This is a genomic window from Gordonia sp. i37 (assembly GCF_002043085.1).
GTDB lineage: Bacteria > Actinomycetota > Actinomycetes > Mycobacteriales > Mycobacteriaceae > Gordonia > Gordonia polyisoprenivorans.
In genome coordinates this window covers 1-17,161 of record NZ_MVPX01000544.1, presented here as the reverse complement: position 1 = coordinate 17,161, position 17,161 = coordinate 1, and the positions used below count along the sequence as shown (strand labels likewise).

At 65.7% G+C, this 17,161-nt stretch carries 17 protein-coding genes and 4 pseudogenes; 14 read left to right on the top strand and 7 right to left on the bottom strand.

Annotation, left to right across the window (positions count from 1 at the left end; all coding sequences use genetic code 11):
- On the bottom strand, nucleotides 1-383 hold a 383-nt coding region (locus B1964_RS27120), incomplete at its 3' end, for an alpha/beta fold hydrolase (RefSeq protein ID WP_139765892.1).
- An 81-nt stretch (nucleotides 384-464) separates the two neighbouring features.
- Here B1964_RS27120 and B1964_RS27115 point away from each other — a divergent pair.
- The 7 genes from B1964_RS27115 to B1964_RS27090 all read left to right on the top strand — a co-directional run bounded on the left by B1964_RS27115 (nucleotide 465) and on the right by B1964_RS27090 (nucleotide 8,859).
- Complete coding sequence (locus tag B1964_RS27115) at nucleotides 465-2,507, top strand: NAD(P)/FAD-dependent oxidoreductase (RefSeq protein WP_079932020.1); 2,043 nt, start codon at nucleotides 465-467, stop codon at nucleotides 2,505-2,507.
- A 93-nt stretch (nucleotides 2,508-2,600) separates the two neighbouring features.
- Nucleotides 2,601-4,436, top strand: coding sequence for a long-chain fatty acid--CoA ligase (locus tag B1964_RS27110; protein ID WP_079932019.1), 1,836 nt, complete (start codon nucleotides 2,601-2,603; stop codon nucleotides 4,434-4,436).
- A gap of 131 nt (nucleotides 4,437-4,567) precedes the next feature.
- Entirely contained in the window at nucleotides 4,568-5,788 is a 1,221-nt protein-coding gene (locus tag B1964_RS27105; protein ID WP_079932018.1) for an aromatic ring-hydroxylating dioxygenase subunit alpha, read from the top strand.
- A 2-nt stretch (nucleotides 5,789-5,790) separates the two neighbouring features.
- A complete protein-coding gene (locus B1964_RS27100; RefSeq protein ID WP_253194224.1) occupies nucleotides 5,791-6,663 on the top strand; it encodes a hypothetical protein in 873 nt (290 codons plus the stop codon).
- Nucleotides 6,660-7,763 carry a class I adenylate-forming enzyme family protein gene (locus tag B1964_RS27095; protein ID WP_253194223.1) on the top strand — a complete coding sequence of 368 codons (1,104 nt, stop codon included), beginning with the start codon at nucleotides 6,660-6,662 and terminating at the stop codon, nucleotides 7,761-7,763. Before B1964_RS27100 ends, B1964_RS27095 begins: the two co-directional genes overlap by 4 nt.
- Nucleotides 7,764-7,778: 15 nt before the next feature.
- A complete protein-coding gene (locus B1964_RS31315) occupies nucleotides 7,779-8,165 on the top strand; it encodes a hypothetical protein (protein ID WP_253194222.1) in 387 nt (128 codons plus the stop codon).
- An 88-nt stretch (nucleotides 8,166-8,253) separates the two neighbouring features.
- A complete protein-coding gene (locus tag B1964_RS27090) occupies nucleotides 8,254-8,859 on the top strand; it encodes a TetR family transcriptional regulator (protein ID WP_079932016.1) in 606 nt (201 codons plus the stop codon).
- Nucleotides 8,860-8,925: 66 nt separating this feature from the next.
- Here B1964_RS27090 and B1964_RS27085 read toward each other — a convergent pair whose 3' ends face one another.
- Complete coding sequence (locus tag B1964_RS27085; protein WP_079932015.1) at nucleotides 8,926-9,429, bottom strand: MarR family transcriptional regulator; 504 nt, start codon at nucleotides 9,427-9,429, stop codon at nucleotides 8,926-8,928.
- A 56-nt stretch (nucleotides 9,430-9,485) separates the two neighbouring features.
- Between B1964_RS27085 and B1964_RS27080 the strand changes: the two genes are divergently transcribed.
- Nucleotides 9,486-10,802, top strand: a complete 1,317-nt coding sequence (locus B1964_RS27080) for an MFS transporter (protein WP_253194221.1) — start codon at nucleotides 9,486-9,488, stop codon at nucleotides 10,800-10,802.
- A 9-nt stretch (nucleotides 10,803-10,811) separates the two neighbouring features.
- On the opposite strand, the gene B1964_RS31310 is transcribed toward B1964_RS27080, so the two are convergent.
- The gene (locus B1964_RS31310; protein ID WP_253194226.1) at nucleotides 10,812-10,949 is read right to left on the bottom strand and encodes a hypothetical protein; all 138 of its coding nucleotides are present in this window, start codon (nucleotides 10,947-10,949) and stop codon (nucleotides 10,812-10,814) included.
- Between the two features lie 15 nt (nucleotides 10,950-10,964).
- Nucleotides 10,965-11,042 (bottom strand): annotated as a pseudogene (locus B1964_RS31305) (hypothetical protein); the annotation flags it as partial.
- 22 nt (nucleotides 11,043-11,064) lie between these two features.
- Between B1964_RS31305 and B1964_RS27070 the strand changes: the two are divergent.
- Nucleotides 11,065-11,304: pseudogene (locus tag B1964_RS27070) on the top strand (PaaI family thioesterase); the annotation flags it as partial.
- Between the two features lie 19 nt (nucleotides 11,305-11,323).
- Here B1964_RS27070 and dmpG read toward each other — a convergent pair.
- The 3 genes from dmpG to B1964_RS27055 are packed head-to-tail and all read right to left on the bottom strand — an operon-like array spanning nucleotide 11,324 to nucleotide 14,211.
- Nucleotides 11,324-12,385 (bottom strand): 4-hydroxy-2-oxovalerate aldolase, encoded by a 1,062-nt coding sequence (gene dmpG / locus B1964_RS27065; protein ID WP_253194225.1) that lies wholly within the window; start codon nucleotides 12,383-12,385, stop codon nucleotides 11,324-11,326.
- 39 nt (nucleotides 12,386-12,424) lie between these two features.
- Complete coding sequence (locus tag B1964_RS27060; protein WP_079932013.1) at nucleotides 12,425-13,393, bottom strand: acetaldehyde dehydrogenase (acetylating); 969 nt, start codon at nucleotides 13,391-13,393, stop codon at nucleotides 12,425-12,427.
- Nucleotides 13,393-14,211, bottom strand: coding sequence for a fumarylacetoacetate hydrolase family protein (locus B1964_RS27055; protein ID WP_079932012.1), 819 nt, complete (start codon nucleotides 14,209-14,211; stop codon nucleotides 13,393-13,395). Before B1964_RS27055 ends, B1964_RS27060 begins: the two co-directional genes overlap by 1 nt.
- Before the next feature lie 119 nt (nucleotides 14,212-14,330).
- Between B1964_RS27055 and B1964_RS27050 the strand changes: the two are divergent.
- The 5 genes and pseudogenes from B1964_RS27050 to B1964_RS31300 form a co-directional block, all read left to right on the top strand.
- Nucleotides 14,331-14,849, top strand: a pseudogene (locus B1964_RS27050) (pirin-like C-terminal cupin domain-containing protein); the annotation flags it as partial.
- A complete protein-coding gene (locus B1964_RS27045; protein ID WP_079932011.1) occupies nucleotides 14,846-15,340 on the top strand; it encodes a MarR family transcriptional regulator in 495 nt (164 codons plus the stop codon). The pseudogene B1964_RS27050 and the gene B1964_RS27045, both read left to right, overlap by 4 nt.
- The gene (locus B1964_RS27040; RefSeq protein ID WP_079932010.1) at nucleotides 15,337-16,089 is read left to right on the top strand and encodes a pirin family protein; all 753 of its coding nucleotides are present in this window, start codon (nucleotides 15,337-15,339) and stop codon (nucleotides 16,087-16,089) included. Before B1964_RS27045 ends, B1964_RS27040 begins: the two co-directional genes overlap by 4 nt.
- A gap of 68 nt (nucleotides 16,090-16,157) precedes the next feature.
- Complete coding sequence (locus B1964_RS27035; RefSeq protein WP_253194220.1) at nucleotides 16,158-16,877, top strand: hypothetical protein; 720 nt, start codon at nucleotides 16,158-16,160, stop codon at nucleotides 16,875-16,877.
- Between the two features lie 17 nt (nucleotides 16,878-16,894).
- Nucleotides 16,895-17,161, top strand: a pseudogene (locus B1964_RS31300) (hypothetical protein); the annotation flags it as partial.

The window sequence follows — 17,161 nt, the reverse complement described above, 5'->3', positions numbered from 1 at the left end:
GTAGCCGCGCGCACCGCGACGGTGGCGCCCATCGAGTTGCCGACGACGATCGCCGGTGGGTCGTCGGGACCGCGCAGGGCGGCGAGCACCGCGGCGACGAAGTCGTCATAGATCTCCAGCAGACGTCCGTCCCGGGAGATCCCCGAGGCCCGACCGAATCCCGGAAGGTCCACCGCGGCCGCACGGATTCCGCGAGAGCCCAATACTTCCAACAGATCTCGCCAGGTGTCGGCACTGTCGGCGAAGCCGTGCAACAACAGCAACAGCGGTCCGTCGCCGTCGACCTCCAACACCCTCGTGCGATGCGAACCGACGACGAGCCGACGCTCGCGCACCGCGGTCCGTCGTCGGGAAAGCATGGTTGTCGGGCGGGTCTGCCCCATGGGTTCTCCTCTTCACCGGTGGCATCCGTCCTCCGCACATTCGGAGTGGACTGTGATTGACACCACGTCTGAACAGATTGTATGGTCGCACGTATGGTGCAGTCCAGACCCCAATCGAAGAAACTCCGCTCCGGACATCAGCCGTCGGGCGCATTCACCCCGACGCCCGATTTCACCGATGCGGAATTGACGGATGCTCTCGCCGAGGCGAATCTGCCGATCCTGCTCGGTTCGCTCGCCCTGCTCACCGGCGACGACCGCTGGATCTCGGAGCCGTATCTCCCGACCGCTCCGAGGGACCTCGGGGATCACGATTCGGGTGGGTTCGACGACGAGTTGGCAGCGCGGATACGCACGGAAGCGGCCGAGGTGCTCATCGCCTGGCGGGACGGGACGTTGCAACCGCCGGCCGATCTGCCAGAGCCCGAGCGACTTTCGGCCGCGCTGTCGGTGATGCTGCACGATTCGATCCCCGCGGATTACGGTCGTCTGCTCGGTGAGGAGATGGGAATCTATGCCCGTCACAGCGAACCGCAGTCGACGCCTCGGTCGGGCTTCCGGGTCCTGATCATCGGCGCCGGCATCTCGGGGTTGGCGATGGCAGTGCGTCTGGCGCAGGCCGGTATCGCCTACACCGTCGTCGACAAGAACCCCGACGTCGGCGGCACGTGGCACGAAAACTTCTATCCGGGGTGCGGGGTCGACACCCCGAGCTACCTCTATGCCCTGTCGTTCGATCCCAAGCCGGACTGGTCGAGCTACTTCGCACCGCAGAGCGAGCTCGCCGACTACTGGCGCACCCTGGCGCAGCGTCACGGCGTCCTGGCCGACACTCGGCTGAGCACGCTCGTCCACGAGGCGCAGTTCGACGAGGCCACCTCGAAGTGGGAGATCAGTATCGGACCGGCCGACTGCGATGAGGCGACGGAGACACTCGTCGCCGACGTCGTCATCAGCGCCGTCGGGCTCCTCAACCAGCCGAGCATCCCCGATCTACCCGGACTCTCCGATTTCGGCGGTCCGACCCTGCACACCGCCCGTTGGGATCGCTCGATCGATCTCGCGGGCAAACGGGTCGCCGTCATCGGAACCGGCGCCAGCGCCATGCAATTCGTGCCCGCAAGCGCGGAGGTGGCGCAGGAGGTCCGCGTCTTCCAACGGACCGCGCAGTGGGCGATCCCGCACCCTCTCAAGGGTGCCGATGTGTCGGCCGCCGTGCACTTCCTCAATGAGCACGTGCCCTACTACCTGGCCTGGTATCGGGCCCGGCTGTTCTGGCGCATGGGCGACAAGGTGTGGGGTCTGCTGCAGGTGGATCCCGAGTTCCCGCATCTCGGTCGGGCCATCAACAAGGGCAACGACCGGCTTCGCGCGCAACTCACCGCCTACATCGAGCAGGAGCTCGCCGAGCACCCGGACGTGCTGGCCCGCAGCGTGCCCGACTATCCGCCGTACGGAAAACGCCTGCTGATCGATGCCGGCTGGTTCCGATCACTGACCCGCGACAACGTCGTACTCGTCACGGACGGCATCGAGAAGATCACCGAGACCGGCGTCCGAACGGTCGACGGCACCGATCACGAGGCCGACATCCTGGTGCTGGCAACAGGTTTCAAGGCGGTCGACGTCCTCGCCTCCCTCACCGTACGAGGCCGAGGCGGGCACACACTCCGGGAGGTATGGGGCGAGGGCGACGGCCGCGCCTTCCTGGGCATCTCGGTTCCCGGGTTCCCCAACTTCTTCTGCCTGTACGGCCCGAACACCAACACCGGGCACGGCGGCACCGTGATCGCGGGCACCGAGATGCAGGTACAACACGTCACCGCGTTGATCAGCTCGATGATCGACGACGACCTCGCCACCATCGAGGTGCGCCAGGAGTCCCACGACTCCTACAACGAGGAACTCGACGACGCACTCGCGCACACGGTGTGGGACTTCGGCGGTACCACCACCTATTACCGCAACGCCCGCGGGCGGATCGTGACGAACAGCCCGTGGCGCTACGTCGATTACTGGGATCGCGTCCACGAACCGGAGCCATCGGATTTCGTCGTCACCCCCCGCAACGGATCGGCGGCAGAGCATGCCACCGAATCGACAACGGTCACCTCGTCCCAATAGGGGAATGTCCCGGTAGGGCATGCCCCACCCCACCCCCACATCTCGATCCCACCGAAGATCCATCGCCACCACGAGCAGCGAGGTCACGTCCCCATGTCCCAGAGCACCGACACCCGTACTCCACAGGCCGCACCCGGAGTTGCCGCCGCCACGATCCCGGCAGCATTCCAGGCCACCGTCGCCGACCGCGGCGACCGGCTCGCCCTGCACGACTTCGGCACCGAGAAGTCGTTGTCGTGGAACGACTACGCGAGGATCGTGGCGGAGGTGGCCGGCGGGTTGGCCGATCTCGGCGTCGGGCGGGGCGACACCGTGGCGATCATGCTGCCCAACTGTCCGGAGTTCCACATCATCGACATGGCGACCCTGCATCTGGGTGCGACGCCGTTCTCGATCTACCTGACCTCGGCGCCCGAGCAGATCAGTTATCTGTTCGACAACGCCGAGAACACGGTGCTGGTGACCGAATCCCGCTTCCTCCCCGCGATCGGAGCGGCGGCGGCTCCGCGGCTGGCGCATGTGGTCGTCGTCGATTCCGTCGACGGCAACGACGCGGTGGGCGCGGCCCGGGTGAGCACCCTTGACGAGCTCCGCAGCCGCCGGCCGGACGGATTCGATTTCGAATCAACGTGGGGCGCAGTCCGGTCCGACGATGTCGCCACGCTCATCTACACCTCGGGGACGACCGGCGACCCCAAGGGCGTCGAGCTCACGCACGCCAATCTCATGTTCGTCATGCACACCTGTAATCTGCGTTTCCCTTTCGCCGTCGAGGGTGCAGCGATCTCCTACCTGCCGACTGCACACGCAGCAGACCGGGTGTTCTCGCACTACCTGGCAACGGCCACCGGATGGCCGATCACCACGGTCGCGAACGCGTCGTCGGTGTTCGCCGCGGTCGCCGAGACCCATCCGTCGTGGTTTCTCGGCGTCCCGCGGATCTGGGAGAAGCTGCGCGCCTCGCTGCTCGCGAAATTCGATGCACTGCCCGATGGTTCACGGGAAACCACCCTCGCCGCGGTGGACGCGGCCATCGAGAAAGTACGGATCGAGCAGCGCCAGGAGGAGGTGCCGGGTGATCTCGCCGACCGGGTTGCCGAGGCCGATGCCATGATCCTCGCACCGTTGCGGACCCAGCTGGGTTTCGATCGCGTCGCGCTTCTCATGACCGGTGCTGCGCCGATTGCGCCCGCGGTGCACGAATTCTTTCTCGCACTCGGTCTTCCGCTCCAAGAGGGCTTCGGCATGTCGGAGACCGGCGCTCTGGGCTTCACCAACCTGCCCACCGACATCCGGATCGGGAAAGTCGGTATCGCGCAGCCGGGGACCGAGGCGAAACTCGCCGACGACGGCGAACTGTTGCTCCGCGGACCCCATGTCATGAAGGGCTACCGCAAGACTCCCGAGAAGACCGCCGAGGCCATCGACTCGCACGGCTGGCTGCACACCGGCGACATCGCCGTCATCGATGACGACGGATGGGTGAGCATCGTCGACCGCAAGAAGGAACTCATCATCAACGCGGCGGGAAAGAACATGTCGCCGGCCAACATCGAGGGGACCCTGAAGAGTGCGTCTCCGCTGATCGGGCAGGCCTGTGTCATCGGTGACCGCCGCCCCTACAACGTGGCGCTTCTGGTGCTCGACCCCGATTCGGCGCGGACCTTCGCCACCCAACGTGGCCGTGCCGATGCCGCATTGTCGGACCTGGTCGACGATCCGGAGCTCACGCAGCTCATCGCCGAGGCCGTGGAGCAGGCGAACGCGCGACTCTCTCGTGTCGAACAGATCAAGGCCTACCGCCTCCTCGACGCCGAGTGGTTGCCCGATTCCGAGGAACTCACCCCGACGATGAAACTCAAGCGACGCGGTGTCGCAAGCAAGTACGAGGGTCTGATAGAGGAAATCTACGAGCAGTCGGCTCGCTGATCGCAGGACCCGCTCTGCCACAGACTCATTGGCGGCCACTGTGACACGCGGGCTTGACAGAGAATAAACTAACATCGATAGTAAACTTGTGACCCCGCTCACCCACCCGCGGAGCAGACGAAGGACTATCGATGACCACTGACACCACCACCATGCCGCCGGACGTCTGGTCGGAGCGCATTCAGGAACGCCGGACGCGCGCGTTGCGCGGTCTCCTCGCCCATCTGGACGGTTCCCGGACGGATCAGTGGGCGCGCATCACGCACACCGAACCCGACGACTTCCGCGATCACCGACGAGCCGAACTCGAACGCGATCGAGTGTTCGGCGAGGTACCGTTCATCGTCGCCCACTCGTCGGAGGTGGCCGAGCGCAACGATTTCGTCAGCGTGGATCTGCCCCGCAACAAGGTGGTGGTGATCAGACAGCGCGACGGCGGGGTCAAGGCCTTCGTCAATGCCTGCCGCCATCGCGGTGCACAACTGGTCACCGAACCGGCAGGCAAGTGCCGGCTGTTCTCGTGTCCGTACCACCGGTGGTCCTACGACCCCGATGGCCGATTGCGGACGGTCACCCTCGACGACACCTTCGGCGACTTCGATCGCGGCGACTTCGGATTGGTGCCGATCCCGGTGGAGGAGCGCCACGGATTCATCTGGGTCATCGACAACGCCGACCGCGAGATCGACGTGGCCGCGTGGCTCGGACCCGAACTCAATGCGATCCTCGCCGAGTACCGCATCGACCAACTGGTGAGCATCGATCCACACACCTATGAGCGACCCGTCAACTGGAAGATCATGCAGGACGGCTTTCTCGACAACTACCACGTGAAGTACGCACACCCGAACACCGCCGGAAAGATGCTGCACACCAACGCTGTCGTGCTGGAAGAGCTGGGCTCGTCGTTCTGGTTCCTCACCGCACGCAAGAGCATCGACCAGTTCATCGGGCACGACGTCGAATGGGATCGGTCGATGGAGGGACACACCATCGAGAGCTGCTTCCTCGCGCCGAACACGATGTTGCTCAAGCACGCAACACATTTCGAGTTGCTCACCTTTCGACCGGTCGGCGCCGATCCCCATCGGTCGATCATGCAGATGCGCATCATGGCGCCGTCGGTCGAGGCGAGCGGGCTCTCACCGGAACACTGGACCAAGCGATGGGCCAAGAACTGGGGCTTGCTGATCGCGATCCTGCACGACGAGGACTTCCCGATCCTCGACGGCTCCCAGGAAGCGCTCACCAGCCAGGACATGGGCACGATGCTGTTGGGTCGCAATGAGATCGCCAGCCATCTCTTTCGGCGCGAGATCGATCGGCTCATCGCTCTGGAGCCGTCCCGATGATCATGACGACGACGGAACCGACGACTCTGACGACGTACCCCGGACCGCCGTCGGCGGCCGCGTCGGAGCTGATCGATACCGCCCGCACGGTCGATCTCGAGATGGGGTTCGCCGACCGAATCCCCACGCACCCGAGGGCGACGTCCACGATCGAGATCCGCACCCGGCTGCACCGTTGGGGCGCACCGACCACCACCGAACCCCGGCTCGCCGGCGTCATCCTGGTCACCCGAACCGAGGACGGCCCGTACGAGCTCGATGTGGTCATCGACCCGGGTTACCGTGCGACCGGTGTTGCCACATCGGCGTTCGAGTGCATCGCGGCGCAGCGTCCACCAGGATTCCCTCCGGTCGGGCGGCCGATCGTGGCCAGGAGCGCAGGGGCCCATCCGGCCGCCGCGCGCCTGGCCCGACGATGTGGCGCAGCGGTCATCGGCGAGCGACACCACCTGGTCCTCCCCTCGCGCTCGGCGTTGTCGCACTCCCGCGCGTCTGACGCGATGGGCTCGGATCGGTTCTTGCACAACGCTTTCGGTGCGGACGGCACGCTCGAGGTGTTCGACCACGGCCACCTCCTCGCCGCGGCGCGGACGGACCGGCACGGTGACGTCGGCGTCATCGGCTCGGTGACGATGATCGGTCCCCCATCCGCGCAACGCTTGTCACCGGTTGTCGCCGCCGCAGCCGACGCCTTGTTCGCCTCGGGGGTCACCAGCGTGGAGACGACCCTGAATCCCGAAGAGCCCGACGCCCTGGCCGCATTCCGCAGCGCAGCGTTTCATCACGATCGCACCGACATCCTCTATTCGCCCGGCGTCCCATCGCCCAGCCTCTCATCACCCGGCCTCCCATCGCTCACCGAGGACTTCTCATGAACAACAGCATTCTCCGACCCCTGGCCGCGTGGACCGAGCGGCAGCCCGATCAGCCGTCGGTGACGTGCGCGGATCGCACGCTGACCTGGCGCGAGCTCGATCTCGCCGCGAATTGTGCCGCGCACGAGCTGATCTCACTCGGCGTCACCCGCGGCCGACGCGTGGCCCTGCTGGGCCGCCCGTCGATCAGCTGGGTTGTCGCCGCGGTCGCCGCGCTCAAACTCGGCGCGGTCATCTGCCCTCTCAACGAGCGCAGTAGCGCAAGCGAACTCGCGCATTTCATCAACAAGGTGACCCCGCAGATCGTCGTCGCAGCGTCCTCATTGCGCCCGCTGCTCGACGCCACGACACCGTCGGCCGACATCGACGGCCTCGGATCGGCCCACACACCGGCACCACTACCGCATATCCCGGCCGACGGCTCGGCACCGGTCGCGATCATGTCGACGTCGGGTTCCACGGGCGAACCCAAAGGCGTGGTCTACTCGCATGATTCGTTGATGAGCGCACTGTTCGAGTGGTGTCTGCAGGAGCCGGCGTTTCTGCGGGCGCGGGCGCTCAGTGTGAGTTCGATGGCATTCGGCGCCGGCCTGCTCAACGGTTTCCTCGGTCCGCTGATCCTCGGTGGCAGCTGTGTGTATCTCCCGGAATGGGATCCCGCTGTGGCCCTGGCACTGATCCGCGACGAGAAGATCACCCATCTCGGCGCCACCACGATCTTCTACGAGCAGATGGCCGCGCACCCGGAGTTCGCCGCTGCCGACCTGTCGTCGCTGACTGTCGCCTTCACCGGGGGAAACCCGGTGACCTCGGCCCTCATCGAAGCGTGGTCGGCCAAGGGCATCGGACTTCGGCAGGTGTACGGGCTGACCGAGTCCCAATCGAACGCCACGGTGCCCGGTGTTGCGATGGCGATGGCGCACCCCGAGTATGTCGGCATCGGTGGAATCCTGAACGAGGTCACCCTCGTCGGTGCCGACGAACAACCTTGTGCGCCCGGCGAACCCGGGGAAGTACGGATCACCGGACCGGGCATCGCCGCGGGCTACTGGCTCGATGAGCCACTCACCGAGGCCACCTTCGGGGGCGGGTCGTTGTGAACCGGTGACATCGGTGTGCGGGACGAGTACGGGATTCGGATCATCGGGCGCACCAAGGACATCATCATCTCCGGTGGCATCAACATCTATGCCGCCGAGCTCGAGCGCATCATCGCGGAGATGCCACAGGTGACCGAGGTCGCCGTGATCGGGGTCGCCGACGCGGAGTTCGGCGAGACGCCCGCGGCAGTGGTCCGGGCAGCGGGGAGCATCACCCCCGAGGACGTCGTGCGACACTGCCGCGACCGGCTGGCCGCGTACAAGGCGCCGCGCTATGTGGAGTTCGTCGACGACCCGCTGCCCCGCACGGCGGGAATGAAGATCCGGAAGGGGAGCCTGCGCGACCGTTATGCCGATCTCCCGCAACATGGGACGCGGATCGGGACCGCAGTGGCCACCTGAACCGCGATGGCCACCTGAACCGCAGTGGCGAGCCAGGTATCGTGGGCGAGTTGTTGCCGGGCACCGCTACCCGCAGGAGGAGGTGGACATGGGACGGCGACCGCTCATCGAGCGCTCGGTGGCGGTACAGACCGCGATCGACATCGTCGACTCCGACGGTCCCACCGGGCTGAGCCTCGAACGCATCGCCGTGCGCCTCAACGTCCGGGCGCCCTCGCTCTACAACCACTTTCGCGACAAGAACGAGATCCTCGCCGAGGTTGCGCGGGCGATCGTGCTGCAGACGCCACCGCACGACCCCATTGATGACGGCGACTGGCAGCAGTGGCTCATCGAGGGCGCGGTGATGTTCCGTAGCGCGCTGCTCGCCCACGCCCGGGCGGTCCCCCTCGTCGTCGAGCACTTTCCCGCCGGGCCGCTCGAAAAGCTGTACGCCACACACTGTGCCGTACTCGACGAGCACGGTGTCCCGTCGGATCGTCAGATGTTCATCGTCGAATCCGTGCACCGCATGACGATCGGGTCGGCGATGTGTGCGGCCACCGGCCGACCGGCGATGACCCCGGTCACCGACCCCTCCCTGTTCAGCACGGAGGTGGCGGAATCGTTGGACGGCGACGACTGGAACGACGACGTGCTGTTCGTCGAGATGCTGCGGGTCTTCTTGCAGGGGATCGGCGCCGAGATCGCATAGGAGAAGGCGACCCCGCTCGGCGTCGTCGCCTCCCAGCAATGACGGCCGACGATCCGTCCGGCCCCTTCACCGGTGATGCGTGTCGGCCCCGCGCACGGCTTTCTCCAACTCCCACAACGCAGGCACCGCGGCCACCAGTGCCGCGCGCTGATCCTCGGGCAGATGCGCGAGATGCCTACCGACCCGTTCACTACCCTCCCGACGGCGCCCGAGAACGTACTCGAGCCCCGCATCCGTCAGTTCGATCACCGACACCCGGCCATCCGACGGGTCGCGTCGGCGCACGACGAATCCGGACTTCTCCAGAGAGGCAATCAGATTCGTCATCGCCGGCTGGCTGACACCCTGGATGGTCGCCAGGGCGGTGATCCGTTGCGGCCCCTCGCTGCGCAGGGTCGACAAGGTCGATACCGCGGTCACGCTGATCTCGCGCGGTTGCTGTCTCACGAGCACCGACAACAGCGCGTACAGGGCCTCGCCGACGTCGGAGACATCCCCGAGTCCTTCCTGGGCGTCAACAGGTGCACCGCCCTCATTCTCGAGAGTCACCGGCGTCGCGGAATCGGCCATCCGCCCAGTGTAGATATCGACAGAGCTATTGCATAACTCATTTATATAGCGTAGTTATGGAATTTATGTTAGCCAGCTCCACCACCAGCGCTTTCCGACAACCCCGGGCGGTGTGGGCGGTGGCGTTCGCCTGCGTGGTGTCGTTCATGGGTATCGGGCTCGTCGACCCGATCCTGCCGGCGATCTCCTCACAGCTGAATGCCACACCCTCACAGGTCACCTTGCTGTTCACCAGCTACCTCGTGGTCACCGCCGTCGCCATGCTCATCACCGGGTGGGTATCGAGCGTCATCGGCGCCAAACGCACCCTGATCGTCGGCCTGGTACTGATCATCGCGTTCGCTGCAGCGGCCGGGGCGAGCAACTCCATCTCCCAGATCGTCGGTTCCCGCGCCGGATGGGGACTGGGCAACGCCCTGTTCATCGCCACGTCCCTCGCGGACATCGTCGGGTCCTCGGCCGGCGGCTTCGCCGGGGGCATCGCCCTCTACGAGACAGCGCTGGGAGTCGGCATCGCCGCCGGTCCACTGGTCGGCGGGCTCCTCGGCACCATCAGTTGGCGTGGGCCGTTCTTCGGCGTCGCCGTGCTGATGCTCATCGCACTCGTCGCCACCGTCGTCTTGGTCGAACCCACCCCGAGGCCGGAGAAGACGTCGTCGATCATCGAACCGATTGCGGCGCTGCGCCATCGGCGCCTGGCCACCACCAGCGTCACCGGACTGCTCTACAACTGGGCCTTCTTCACCATCCTCGGCTACGCACCGTTCCTGATGCATCTGTCAGCCATCAAACTCGGGTTCGTGTTCTTCGGCTGGGGCATCTTGGTCGCATTGTTCGCCGTCTTCGGTGCACCAATGCTCAAGTCCCGCTACGGAACGCCCAAGACCCTCTACGGAGCGCTGCTGTCAATGGCGGTGATCTCCCTGGTCATCGGCATCTGGTCGGACCGCCGATGGGTGGTCATCGGCGCCGTCATCGCCTCGGGAGTCGTCGTCGGACTCAACAACACCCTGGTCACCACCGCGGTCATGAGCATCGCCCCGGTCCCCCGCCCGGTCGCCTCGGCCACCTACGGCTTCGTCCGTTTCATCGGCGGCGGCCTGGCCCCCTTTGCCGCGGGCAAACTCGTCGAGCATTACAACGCGCACGTGCCCTTCGTCCTGGGCGCCGTCACCGCTGCCGTCGCCGCCATCGTCCTGGGCACCGTGCACAAAGCGCTTGTCGCCGCAGATCACGAGGAGGAACTGCCCGTTTCTCACGAACGCCAGGACGCCGAAGACGCCGCCCGGCAGGTCCCGGCCGTCGAGGAGGAATCCATCCTCGCCGAAAGTGCGCTACTCGCCGATCGGCGGTTCGATCACGAGCCTCGGTGAGCTACGAACTCAGCCGTTCATCGTCGCCGGTTTGCCGCCGGTGACCTGGTCCGGGGTCATGTCCCCGTGCGCGATGGCGTCGCGCACCTTGAACTTCTGGATCTTGCCGGACGGCGTCATGGGGAACTCGTCGGCGAAGAACCACATCGTCGGGACCTTGTGAGCCGAAATACGCTCTCGACAACAGTTTTTCAGATCGTCGGGATCGGGGCACCGGGTTGGGTCGGCGGCTCGCAACACTGCGGCGACCTGTTCACCCCAGAGTCTCAGCGGCTACTTCTGGCTTCAGCACAGCGGGATCGGCGGAACGTCCGTCGGCGTCAACAACAACACCGACTTCCTCCGGTCGGTCACCGAGGGCATCATCACCGCGCGATCGCAGCCGATCCATCGCGGTCGGCGCCAACAGTTGTGGTCGGTGGACATGCGCATCGACGACGGCACGCTCGTGGCCCGGAGTCAGGTCCGGTTACAGAACATCGCGATGCCTGAATCGGTGTGATCGGACGCCGGTGAAGCTGTCACGCAACGCTTTCCGCCGCATAACCATTCGCCGCTGAATGGGCCGCCGGTTCGGCATTGCGTACGAGATCCAGGGCGATGTCGACGATCATGTCCTCTTGGCCACCGACGAGTCCACGCCTGCCCACCTCGATCAGGATCGTGCGGACGTCGATGCCGTAGCGGCCGGCGGCAGTCTCGGCGTGACGGAGGAAGCTCGAGTACGCACCGGCGTAGCCGAGGGTCAGTGTTTCCCGATCCACCCGGACCGGCCGGTCCTGAAGCGGACGCACGATGTCGTCTGCCGCATCCTGGAGTGCGAACAGATCGCACCGGTGCTTCCACCCGTTGAGGTTCGCCACGGCCACCAACGGTTCGATCGGGCAGTTGCCCGCTCCCGCGCCCTGCCCGGCGAGTGACGCGTCCACCCGGGTGACCCCCTCCTCAACCGCAACAACGGAATTCGCAACGGAGAGTGAGAGATTCTCATGCGCGTGGATGCCGATCTGGGTGACCGGGTCCAGCACGTCGCGGTAGGCACGGACACGTTCCCGCACGCCGTCCATCGTGAGCCGGCCACCGGAATCGGTCACGTACACGCAGTGTGCACCATAGGATTCCATCAGCTTCGCCTGCTGTGCCAGTTCGGGAGCCGAGAGCATGTGACTGAGCATCAGGAATCCCGACACATCCATTCCCAGCTCTCTCGCGGTGGCGATGTGTTGCGCGGAGACGTCGGCTTCACTGCAGTGCGACGCCACTCGTACCGATCGGACTCCTAACGCATGAGCCCGCTTGAGATCGTGGATGGTGCCGATACCAGGGAGCAAGAGGGTGGTCAGCACCGCGGTCGAGATGTTTTCGGCCGCAACCTCGATCCACTCGCTATCGGTGTGCGAGCCAGGACCGTAGGTCAGGCTTCCGCCGGCGAGTCCGTCGCCGTGGGCCACCTCGATCGCATCGACGCCGGCCCTGTCGAGTGCGGCCACGATCCGCCCGACGTCGGCGGGACTCATTCGGTGCCGTACTGCATGCATGCCGTCGCGGAGTGTGACGTCCTGAATGTACAGGTCCTGGCCGATCGAATCGTTGTTCACCTGGAACCCTTTCTGTCAGTTCTGTCAGTTCGTGGTCAACGCGTGAGACGACGAATGCGATTGCGCGCGTGCGGCGATCGCCTCGCCGGTTCGCAGGGCCGCAGAGGTCATGATGTCAAGGTTGCCCGCGTAGGCCGGAAGGTAATGTGCAGCCCCCTCCACCTCGAGGAACACCGAAACCTTGTATTTCACAGAGCTTTCTGGTTCTGCCATCAGCGTGTGAATCGGCTCGTCAGTGGACACCGGCGTGAACTGAACCTCTTGCTTGAGGCGGTATCCCGGCACATAATCGGCAACATCGGCGGCCATCGCCGCGATCGACTCGCGAATCTGCTCGTGATCGGCATCGCCGATCAACGCCACCACGGTGTCACGCATGAGCGGCGGTGGTGATGCAGGGTTGAGGACGATGATGGCCTTGCCGCGGGCCGCGCCACCGACCGATTCGATGGCCGCAGCAGTTGTCTCGGTGAACTCGTCGATATTGGCCCGCGTCCCCGGTCCCGCGGACGCAGATGCGATCGACGCAACGATCTCGGCATACGGGACCGCGGAGACACGCGAGATCGCATGCACGATGGGGATGGTTGCCTGCCCACCACAGGTCACCATGTTCACATTGTCGACGCCCCGGGCCAGCTGATCATCGAGATTGACCGAGGGAACCACGTACGGTCCGATCGCCGCAGGGGTCAGATCAACGAGCTTCTTGCCGAAGGGCGCGAGCCGCTCGGCGTTTCTCAGGTGCGCGCCGGCAGACGTGGCGTCGAACACGATGTCTATATCGTCGAACGTGTCGAGCGCGATCAGACCTTCCACCCCATGAGCAGTGGTCGGGACCCCTAGACGCTGCGCACGGGCGAGCCCGTCGGAGTCCGGATCGATGCCGACGAGCGCGCCCATCGTCAAGCCCTGCGATTGCCGCAGAACCTTGATCATGAGATCGGTCCCGATGTTGCCGGAACCGATGATCGCCACGGACACCTTGCCCATCACAGATCTCCTCGCGCGAAGGAAACCTCGACGATTCCCAGTCCGGAAATCTCGGCCCGCACAACGCTTCCCGGATGCACCGGCGCCATGGGTCCCAGCGCACCGGACAGGACCACCTGTCCAGCTCGGAGCGGGGACCCATGGTCCGCGGCGGTACGCGCGAGCCATTGAAGAGCGATCAGGGGATCGCCGAGGCAGTCGGCACCAGTGCCCTCGGAGACCACCTCACCGTCCACCGACATCGTCATCGAGGTGGAGATCGGTTCGAAGTCGGCCAGCGAGACCGGATTGTCACCGAGAACGAACAACCCACTCGACGCATTGTCGGCAACCGTGTCGGTGATGGTGATGTCCCATGCGGCGACTCGGGAGTCGACGATCTCGATGGCGGCCACCGCGTGGCCGACAGCAGCACGAACCGTCTCCAGGTCCGTCGGACCGTCGAGATCGGCGGAAAGCGCGAAGGCCACCTCCGCTTCAACCTTTGGCTGCAAGAGCACTCCCACGGGTACCTCGGAAAGCCCGGAAACGTCCATGTCGGCGAAGAGAACCCCGAAATCGGGTTGGTCCACGCCCAGTTGACGCTGGACGGCCGGCGAGGTCAGCCCAATCTTTCGGCCGACGATCCGAGCGCCGTCACGCTCACAATCGTCGACGAAGCGCTGTTGCACCTCGTATGCCGCGGCGACGTCCTCGGTGCCGAGCAAATCACGCACCGGAGCGCAGGGCGTCGCGGTGCGCCGTGCCGCAGCCAACCGCTCGGCGGCCGAGACGATGACACGCGGCGTGTCGTTCTGGAGCTTTTCGGTAGCAGTCATCGAATACGTCGCTGTCGGTTCACGACTGAAGAATGCAGCCGTGGCGACCGATGCCGGCGGAGTTCGTTCCGCTCGCCGGAACGTGTCCACTCCCGGGCCCGCTCGTTCCAGACCCAGGACAGTTCCTCTCGCCGCGCTACCAGAATCTCGAGGGCGGCAACGTCGCGCTGGTCGCCTCCCCCGACGGCGTTGCGCTGGTGCGCATCATCGCCGGCGAGATCGACGGACATGACGGTCCGGGGTCCACACACACCCCGATCACCGTCGCGCACACCACGATCGAACCGGGCGCGTCGGTGTCGGTGCCGTGGCGCACCGACTTCAACGCACTGGCCTACGTGTTGTCCGGTCGGGGAACCGTCGGCCCCGACGCCCGGCCCATCGAGCAGGGACAACTCGCGGTCTTCGGCGCCGGCGACCGCATCACCGTCAGTGCCGACGCCGGCCAGGACAGCAATCGGCCGGCACTGGAGGTGCTGTTTCTCGGCGGTCAACCGATCCGCGAGCCCGTCGCCCAGTATGGTCCGTTCGTGATGAACACCCGCGAACAGTTGATCGAGGCCATGGAGGATTTCCAGGCCGGACGTCTCGGCGTCGTTCCGCCGAATGCGCTGATGCCGCACACCGGTACCCGATGAGCCGAGCCCCCGACACCCCAGGTAGGCAGACGAGTGCTGATCCCGTGACGGACGCGTGGCGTCCGTTCATCGAGACCAGCGCTCGCCTGCAGACCCTGCTCGACGACGACCTGCGCCGACACTGCGGAATGTCGTTGTCGGACTACCACATTCTGTTGATCCTGCACGAATGCCCCGATGGTCGAGCGCGGATGCGTGAGCTGTCGCACCGGATGGTCTTCTCGACCTCGCGTCTCTCGTATCAGATCGATGTGATGGTGCGGCGGGGTTGGCTGTCACGTGCGGCGGTCCCCGAGGATCGGCGTGGAGGTTATGCGGTGCTCACCGACGACGGGCGCGCGGCGTTCACCGCCGCGGCTCGTGATCACGGCACGGCCGTGCGGCGCCTCTACTCCGCGGCACTGACCGCGCAGGACGGTGCGGCACTGGGCGATCTGATGCGCACGCTGGCCACCCATCTCGACGACCTGGAAGGCGAGACCCCTCGATGACGACCACCGAGCACACGATTCAGGTGATCCGTTCCGACGACCGCCACCGGTGGGACAACGAATGGCTCACCTCGCTCCAATCCTTTCCCGCCACCGGCAATTTCGACCTCGTCGACAACGCGCACGGCGTCCTACTGGTCAACAACGACGACACCGTGGACGCCGCCGAGGGCTTCGACACCCACGAGCACACCGACGTCGAGATCATCACCTGGGTCGTCGACGGCGCTCTGCATCATCGGGATTCGCGCGGCAACTCCGGAATCCTCACGCCCGGCGTCGTGCAGCGGATGACCGCGGGCACCGGCATCACCCACTCCGAACGCAATGCCGCCACCCGCACCGAGCGCACGCGATTGCGCGTCGTGCAGATGTGGGTGGCGACCGAATATGCCGGTCACGAACCGGAATACGCCGAAACCGACGTCACCTCGGCATTGTCCACCGGCGAACTCGTGCCGATCGTGTCGGGACTCGACCGCGATCGTCACAGCGGCGCACTGTCTTTGCCGAATCCGTATGCCGCACTACATGCTGCGCGGATGGCCGCCGGCACCTCGGTGGTGCTGCCGGGCGCCCGATTCGGCCACCTGTACGTCGTGCGTGGATCGGTCGCATTCGACGGCTCTCGTCTCACCGACGGTGATGCCGCACGCCTGACCGATGCCGGCGACGTTTCGGTCACCGCGGCCGACGACGCCGAGATCCTGTACTGGGAGATGCACGCCGGGTTCTCATCGCCCCCATGACACCTGTGGGGGTGAATCCGTGACAGCTGTCATGGGTGGCGCGCGGCGCCGTCGAACATGCTGAGAGCATGACCTCGACACCGCTACACACCCCGGAACTGCACGCACACGCCGGTTTTCGTCGCATCCTTCACAGTCCTGCGATCGGCCTGTTCTTCCTGTCCCCACTGATCGCCGAGTTCTTCCTGGGCGACTTCCCGATCGTGCTGCTGCCGCTCATCGTGCCGCTGTCGCTGTGGTACGGCGGTTGCGCGTTGGGTATTCGCGAGATCGTGCGTCGCCGACACCTCGGCTGGCCGTCGATCCTGTTGCTGGCCGCAGCCTTCGCCGTCGTCGAAGAAGGCGTGCTCACCATGAGTCTGTTCAATCCCGACTACGCGCATCTGCATCTGTTGGCCAGCGGCTACATACCCGCGTTGGGAATCGGAGTCCCCTGGACGGCATTCGTGCTGACACTGCACATCGGTTGGAGTATCGCGACGCCGATCGCGTTGGCCGAGTCGACGCAGGGGACGCGCGCCGATGAGCCATGGCTGCGACGACGCGGTGTGGTGTGCACGGCGGTGGCCACCGTCGTCGGCGCGGTCATCGTGTTCGCCTCCAATTACCCTGCCTACGGTCACTTTCTGGCCTCTCCGGCACAGGTGGGAACGTGTCTGATCATTGCGGCAATCCTCGTGGCCGTCGCACTCCTCGGCCCGTCGGCGGTGTCACGGCGCAGTGCTCACGGCGAGCGAGACGAGCGATCGCCCCGACGGCCCCCGCACCGTGGTTGCTGTTCGCGCTGACGTTGATCGGTGGTGCTGTGTTCGAACTGGGACGCCGCGCCGACGGCACAGCACTGGCCACCTCGCTGATGCTCATCGCGATCGTCGCGGTGCTGACTCTCATCGGTGTCGCGTCACGATGGGCGGGGTGGTCGTCGCACCACCGCTTCGCCGTGGCGAGCGCGTTGCTGTTCACCTACAGCTGGAACGCATTCGTCTCCACCGCGACCTCGGGATCGGCAGACGCGTTGGCGTGGATCAGCGACGTCATCTACCTGCTCGCCGCGGTGGCAATCGCGTGGCGG

What these genes read in the sequence shown, in the direction of transcription:
- B1964_RS27115 (WP_079932020.1), top strand. Translation starts at nt 465, where the DNA reads ATGGTCGCACGTATGGTGCAGTCCAGACCCCAATCGAAGAAACTCCGC.
- B1964_RS27110 (WP_079932019.1), top strand. Translation starts at nt 2,601, where the DNA reads ATGTCCCAGAGCACCGACACCCGTACTCCACAGGCCGCACCCGGAGTT.
- B1964_RS27105 (WP_079932018.1), top strand. Translation starts at nt 4,568, where the DNA reads ATGACCACTGACACCACCACCATGCCGCCGGACGTCTGGTCGGAGCGC.
- B1964_RS27100 (WP_253194224.1), top strand. Translation starts at nt 5,791, where the DNA reads ATGACGACGACGGAACCGACGACTCTGACGACGTACCCCGGACCGCCG.
- B1964_RS27095 (WP_253194223.1), top strand. Translation starts at nt 6,660, where the DNA reads ATGAACAACAGCATTCTCCGACCCCTGGCCGCGTGGACCGAGCGGCAG.
- B1964_RS27090 (WP_079932016.1), top strand. Translation starts at nt 8,254, where the DNA reads ATGGGACGGCGACCGCTCATCGAGCGCTCGGTGGCGGTACAGACCGCG.
- B1964_RS27085 (WP_079932015.1), bottom strand. Translation starts at nt 9,429, where the DNA reads ATGGCCGATTCCGCGACGCCGGTGACTCTCGAGAATGAGGGCGGTGCA.
- B1964_RS27080 (WP_253194221.1), top strand. Translation starts at nt 9,486, where the DNA reads ATGGAATTTATGTTAGCCAGCTCCACCACCAGCGCTTTCCGACAACCC.
- B1964_RS31310 (WP_253194226.1), bottom strand. Translation starts at nt 10,949, where the DNA reads ATGTGGTTCTTCGCCGACGAGTTCCCCATGACGCCGTCCGGCAAGATC.
- B1964_RS27060 (WP_079932013.1), bottom strand. Translation starts at nt 13,393, where the DNA reads ATGGGCAAGGTGTCCGTGGCGATCATCGGTTCCGGCAACATCGGGACC.
- B1964_RS27055 (WP_079932012.1), bottom strand. Translation starts at nt 14,211, where the DNA reads ATGACTGCTACCGAAAAGCTCCAGAACGACACGCCGCGTGTCATCGTC.
- B1964_RS27045 (WP_079932011.1), top strand. Translation starts at nt 14,846, where the DNA reads ATGAGCCGAGCCCCCGACACCCCAGGTAGGCAGACGAGTGCTGATCCC.
- B1964_RS27040 (WP_079932010.1), top strand. Translation starts at nt 15,337, where the DNA reads ATGACGACCACCGAGCACACGATTCAGGTGATCCGTTCCGACGACCGC.
- B1964_RS27035 (WP_253194220.1), top strand. Translation starts at nt 16,158, where the DNA reads ATGACCTCGACACCGCTACACACCCCGGAACTGCACGCACACGCCGGT.